We start from the raw sequence: 5,872 nt of genomic DNA, 5'->3' as shown, positions 1-5,872 counted from the left end.
GGAAAATAGAGTGTACTGAATCTCGCTAAAAGTTAAGAATCAAACTTTGTATCAAGTTATAAATCTTTGTATTCAGCAATTGGCGCATGGCCTCTTAATTCAAGGAAACTGAGGAACTGAGACACGCTGTGTGTGATCACTTTGTCGCTACTTACACCAACTCTATCGAGCAGTTGACCAACTAAAGACAAGTCACCTATGTCTTGGCAGAAGTGGGCATCACTACCTGTGGTGAAATAGACGCCAATCTCTTTACCTAAGAGGGCGATTTCTTCACAACGCTCAACACTCCCTACTCGGCTGTTCCCTTTAAGCGTGGTGTTATTAATCTCAATCGCTACATTGTGCTGTTTTGCACAGGTTAAAACTTGCTCATAATCGAAGTCGAAGTTCGGATTACCTAAGTGGCCAAGTGCGTCAACATTACCGCTCTTTATCGCATTTATAAGGGCAAGGGTGTGACTCGCCTTATCACTTGGTCTAAAAACAGGTTCGTGAAAACTGGCAATCACCCAATCTAAGCTCTTGTATGAGGTCGGATTGACGTCAACTTCCCCATCAGTATTGAGTATGTTGGATTCGATCCCGCGGATCACGGCTACGCCTTCGATAAATCGTGGCAGAATTTTTTGGTTAGAAAAGAACCAGAAATGCGGAGCACCCGGCATAGACTCCGCATGATCGGTTGTACAAAACATCGCTAAACCGTTCTCTTTTGCTGAGCGAGCGTTTTCTATAAGTGTGCTATACGCGTGCCCACTGGCGTACGTATGAGTATGTGTATCGATAATTAGGTTCATAGATCTACGTTATTTAGACTGAATTCAATGCACTTATGTTATCAGTCAATTACGTTTCTTGCTCGCACAACAGCTTAATCATTGGCAAAGCTTTCTCCCAACCACTGTTGAACATGGCGACAAAATCAGGATGCGTTTCAATTGTTACGCTTAGCAGTACACCTTGCTCTGTTTCCTCGATCTGGTAAGTCTCCCTACTTCCAATCCATTTTCGTGCCGAATCGCTGTCTATCTGTTGTACTTTGTCAGAACCAAAGATCCCAATATGGTGATATTCAAGGTGTTGGTTGTCGTCAATACGGTCAACGACAGCTTTCGTTCCTCCAAGATCTGGATCAAAAAATAACACCTGCTCTCCTACCCGCCAATCCCCAGTAAATTGAGAGTTGGGTGAAAAAGCGACCGCCCATTGTTTGTACTTGTCGGATTGAATCAGAGCATTCCAAACAATGTTTGCCGTGGTATTGACTTCGATTTGATAGTTTAACTTCAGCATAAATCGCTCTCTTTTGGGTTTCTACTACAATTATAGCTCAATTTGCTGATTTTTCGCGCTAATTACTACGTTAAACATAGAGATGTCGGTACGAAAAACAATTTTTTTGCAGGTTGCTGAGATTGTTCGATACTTATTGTGTTCCTTTTCATTGGTGGAGCTATGAAAAAGCGCCGGTACTCCTTAAGTATTCACATCACAACACTGTTTATGGTTTTGACGACCCTCGTGGGATCAGTGCTAATTGCCATTAGTTATCGCCATGCACAAGAACTATTAACGGTCAGCGCAAAAGAGCTAAGCAACGAGAATAGCCGTAAACTCGAGTCGACATTTCAGGTTAAGGCGGGCCCTATACTGACTACGTTGGATTTTATGGCAATGAGCCGAGCTATCGAAAACCATGGCTCTGCTGTGACGTATATTCGCTTTTTGACTTCTCTACAAACTATTTTCGAGCGCAACCCTAGTGTTGTCGCCCTTTACTATGCCAATGAACAAGGTGATTTGACTCAAATCAGGGCGCTAAGATCGAACAGTGATAGAGAGAGATTCGAAGCCCCAATCAAAGCAACTTTACTGATTAACACTACCCGTGTCTCTGGCTTGAACGAATACTATTTTTTAGATGGCGCTTATAGAAAGTTAGAGCACAGAAAACTCGATAACAACGAGTTTGATCCCCGTAACAGACCTTGGTTTACCAACGCCTCTGCAGATGGGGCGATAAGGCTCACTGAGCCCTATTTCTTCTACTTTTTAAAAACTAATGGTGTGACACTGTCACGCAGGTCGCCTGATTGTAAGAGTGTGGTGGGTGCTGACTTCACACTCACGTCCTTATCTGAACAGATTAGCGAGATGGGCTACTCAAGCAGCACCAAGCTTGTGCTTTTCGACCACCAGTTCCGTGTATTGGCCCACCATAATTTAGCGAGCTCGCTAAGTTCAAAGGAATCTGTAACAGCTGAGATGCTCGAAGATACTGTTTTCGGCGGCGTGTTAAACCGTAGCGCAAGCCAAACTCTCTATGCCACCGCAGAGGAAGATCAGCAGAAGTGGTCAGTGACATTAACACCAGTAACACTGAACCAGCAAACTCGCCTATTACTCGCGGAAGCCACACCACAACACGATCTATTGGCTTCATTGCTCTCTATGCGTGACAAGCAAGTCCAAGTTGCTATCGCGATGTTATTTATGAGTTTTATCGTTGTTTTGTTTGTCGCTCAGCGCTTAGCAAACCCATTAGAAGCGTTAATGAAGCAAACGGACAATATCGCACGTTTTGATTTTAAAAAGACACGTTACTCAAAAAGTGTCATCAAAGAGGTCGCTAATCTCACAGAATCAATAGAGTTGATGGAGCACACCTTATATGATCTGCTTCGTTTGCTTAGAGAAACGGCGAGTAATACCGATTTCACTGTATTGGCTAAGACCATCGCTCATCAAAGTTTTCTCGTTACCAGAGCAGAAACGATCATTCTCTATGTTAGAGATGATGAAGAGTGCGACTACACACCAGCTGCCAATCACGCCATCATTCCGTTTAAAATTGACATTAACGAGTTAATCTCTGCGACTGCATGGGCCAAAACTGAATTGATGAAAGGTGAAATCGTTCACCTTAACCGCGAAGACAACGCCCTAGCGAAATACCGCGACATTATTTACAACTCGGATGTCTATTTTTTCCCGCTACATAATCGCGACAACAAACTGGTCGGGATACTACTACTAGGTTATGAGAGAGCGATTACTCAAGAACAAACAGATAAACATGCCTTTTTAAAAGAGCTGTTGAGTTTTGCGGAAATTGCAAAAGAGAATATCGACCGAATTGAGCAACAAAAAGACATGCTTAACGCCTTTGTCGAGCTTATTGCATCAGCAATTGATACCAAGTCTCCTTATACTGGTAGTCACTGTCAGCGAGTGCCAGATTTGACCAAGATGATCGTCAAAGCTGCCGCTGATGACCAAATCCACTTTCCTTTGTTCTCCATGACGAAACAACAATGGGAAGAACTGCACCTCGCCTCTTGGCTACATGATTGTGGCAAAGTCACTACACCAGAGTATGTTATTGATAAAGCGACCAAGCTTGAAACCATCTATGACAGAATTCATGAAGTTCGGATGAGGTTCGAATTACTTAAACTGCAAGCCGAAGTTGATTATTGGAAGGGTATAGTTGATGGCCAAGATGAAGCTAAACTCAAACGTCAGTTAAATAGACTTCAACACCAATTGGATGATGACTTTGCCTTTGTTGGTCAATGCAATATTGGCGGTGAGTCAATGAGTGAAGAAGACCTGAAACGACTCAAGCTCATTAGCCAATACCAATGGACCCGTACACTAGACGATAAGATTGGTGTTTCATGGCTCGAACTCCAACGCGCTGAATCTAGTGAACCTCTACCTGTGAAAGAATTTTTGCTAAGTGATAAAAGAGTTCATGAAATAGAGTGGGATGCAAACTGTAAACCACAAGATGTATGGCAGGAGCACTTCGTCCTCTCACCCAGCGAATTAAAATACAACCGTGGTGAACTGTATAACTTATCAATTGAAAAAGGCACATTGAACGCTGAAGAGCGTTTCGTTATCAATGACCATATCATTCAAACCATCACCATGCTCAAGCGGTTGCCCTATCCTGATCATTTGAATAATGTTCCTGAGATTGCAGGTGGGCATCATGAGCGTGTTGATGGTCAAGGTTATCCAAAAGGTCTTTTTGAAGAACAACTTTCAATTCCGGCGCGAGTAATGGCTATTGCAGATGTGTTCGAGGCTTTAACCTCCAGTGATCGCCCATATAAGAAAGCAGAAAACCTTAGTGAGTCTATAGATATAATGACTGACATGGCAACCAATGGTCACCTTGATCCCAAGCTATATCTGATTTTTTTACACAACAAGATTGATCAAACATACGCGCAGAAGTACTTAGAACAATCGCAGATATCTGAGATAGATAGGGATGCACATATTAGACGGGTTAGGAGCTTCATCAAATCGAAATTCTAACAATTTACTCTATTGTTTAGACGCTCACTCACTCTAGGACATAATTTCCACTTCACAAAAATTCAATAGCTTACGTATAGGGTTAGTTAATATTTAATCGTTTGCTCGACAAAAGGTTGATGTATATCAAAGACTCGTAGACAATACGCTGCCGCTCGGAGTTGTCGTTTGTGCTTGTCATACGAGCCTCAATTTAGGCTCCGTTATGTGGCCCAGCTTTATGTTTCTGTCTATCAGTGTAATAGACAAGAACGATTATATAATTAGAGGTGTCACTGATACCGTTGGTCTTCTTACATAGCAACTGCTTAGGCACACGCTAAATACCTCACTCTCAAGGGAAAGATGATGGTAATACCAGAAAACAGCAGCATCGTTATTTTTGGTGCTTCAGGCGATTTAACTTACCGCAAGTTGATCCCTGCCCTATATCACCTTTACTCTAACGAACAGTTGCCTCAGAACTTCGCCATTTTAGGTGTCAGTCGCACTGAATATAGCGATGACTCCTATCGAGAAAAATTAAAACAGTCTCTACAAGAGATGGAAAAAACTGAGCCAGAAACGTTAGATGCTTTCATTAACCACCTGCATTACCAAGCAATCAATACGTCAGACAGTGCGGATTACGCTAAACTCGCTATTCGATTAGAACAGTTGTCAACCGATTATAAGTTTGAGCAACGCAACACCCTGTTCTATTTGGCGACACCTCCTAGCCTATATAGTGTTATTCCTGCAAGTCTCTCAGCTCATGACCTCAACAATGAGCAAGATGGCTGGAAGCGTTTAATTATCGAGAAGCCATTCGGCTATGATCTCCAGTCAGCACAAACTTTAGACGACGAGATTCATGAGCATTTCCAAGAACATCAAATCTACCGCATTGATCACTACTTAGGTAAAGAGACGGTGCAAAATCTATTGGTGTTCCGCTTCTCAAATGCCATGTTTGAGCCTTTGTGGAATCGCAACTTCATTGATTATGTAGAGATCACTGGTGCTGAGTTCCTCGGTGTTGAAGAACGAGGTGGCTACTACGATGGCTCTGGTGCTGTTCGAGATATGTTTCAAAACCACCTGCTGCAAGTTCTTGCAATGGTGGGCATGGAACCGCCAGCGCAGATCAACGCTGACTCTATCCGTGACGAAGTCGTCAAGGTGCTTCAGTGTTTGAAGCCGCTCGATGAGCAAGACCTGCGTAACAACCTAGTTTTAGGTCAGTACACCGAGTCTGATGTACGTGGAGAGTTTTTGCCAAGTTACCGCGATGAGCCAGGCGTTGCAGCGGACTCGCGTACCGAAACATACATAGGCCTTAAAGCATACATCAACAACTGGCGTTGGAATGGTGTACCTTTTTATGTACGCACTGGTAAACGCCTGCCGACACGCGTGACTGAAGTGGTCATCCACTTTAAACAGACGCCTCACCCAGTGTTTGGTCAAAATGCGCCTGAAAACAAGCTTATTATCCGAATTCAGCCAGATGAAGGGATTCAGATGAGTTTCGGTTTAAAAGAGCCAGGTGCTGGAT

At 43.2% G+C, this 5,872-nt stretch carries 4 protein-coding genes; 2 read left to right on the top strand and 2 right to left on the bottom strand.

Annotated elements, in window-relative coordinates:
* Positions 1-56: 56 nt before the first annotated feature.
* Positions 57-800, bottom strand: coding sequence for a phosphatase (locus tag QTO00_RS13340; protein WP_331425243.1), 744 nt, complete (start codon positions 798-800; stop codon positions 57-59).
* 49 nt (positions 801-849) lie between these two features.
* Positions 850-1,296 carry an SRPBCC family protein gene (locus tag QTO00_RS13335; protein WP_331425242.1) on the bottom strand — a complete coding sequence of 149 codons (447 nt, stop codon included), beginning with the start codon at positions 1,294-1,296 and terminating at the stop codon, positions 850-852.
* 162 nt (positions 1,297-1,458) lie between these two features.
* Here QTO00_RS13335 and QTO00_RS13330 point away from each other — a divergent pair, with 162 nt between their 5' ends.
* Both QTO00_RS13330 and zwf read left to right on the top strand, forming a co-directional pair.
* The gene (locus tag QTO00_RS13330; protein WP_331425241.1) at positions 1,459-4,335 is read left to right on the top strand and encodes an HD domain-containing phosphohydrolase; all 2,877 of its coding nucleotides are present in this window, start codon (positions 1,459-1,461) and stop codon (positions 4,333-4,335) included.
* A 348-nt stretch (positions 4,336-4,683) separates the two neighbouring features.
* The coding region (gene zwf / locus QTO00_RS13325; protein ID WP_331425240.1) for a glucose-6-phosphate dehydrogenase at positions 4,684-5,872 on the top strand (1,189 nt) is incomplete at its 3' end.

This window comes from Vibrio sp. M260118, from assembly GCF_036533755.1.
In the GTDB taxonomy this organism is placed as follows: domain Bacteria; phylum Pseudomonadota; class Gammaproteobacteria; order Enterobacterales; family Vibrionaceae; genus Vibrio.
This window is presented reverse-complemented; position numbering and strand designations above follow the sequence as displayed.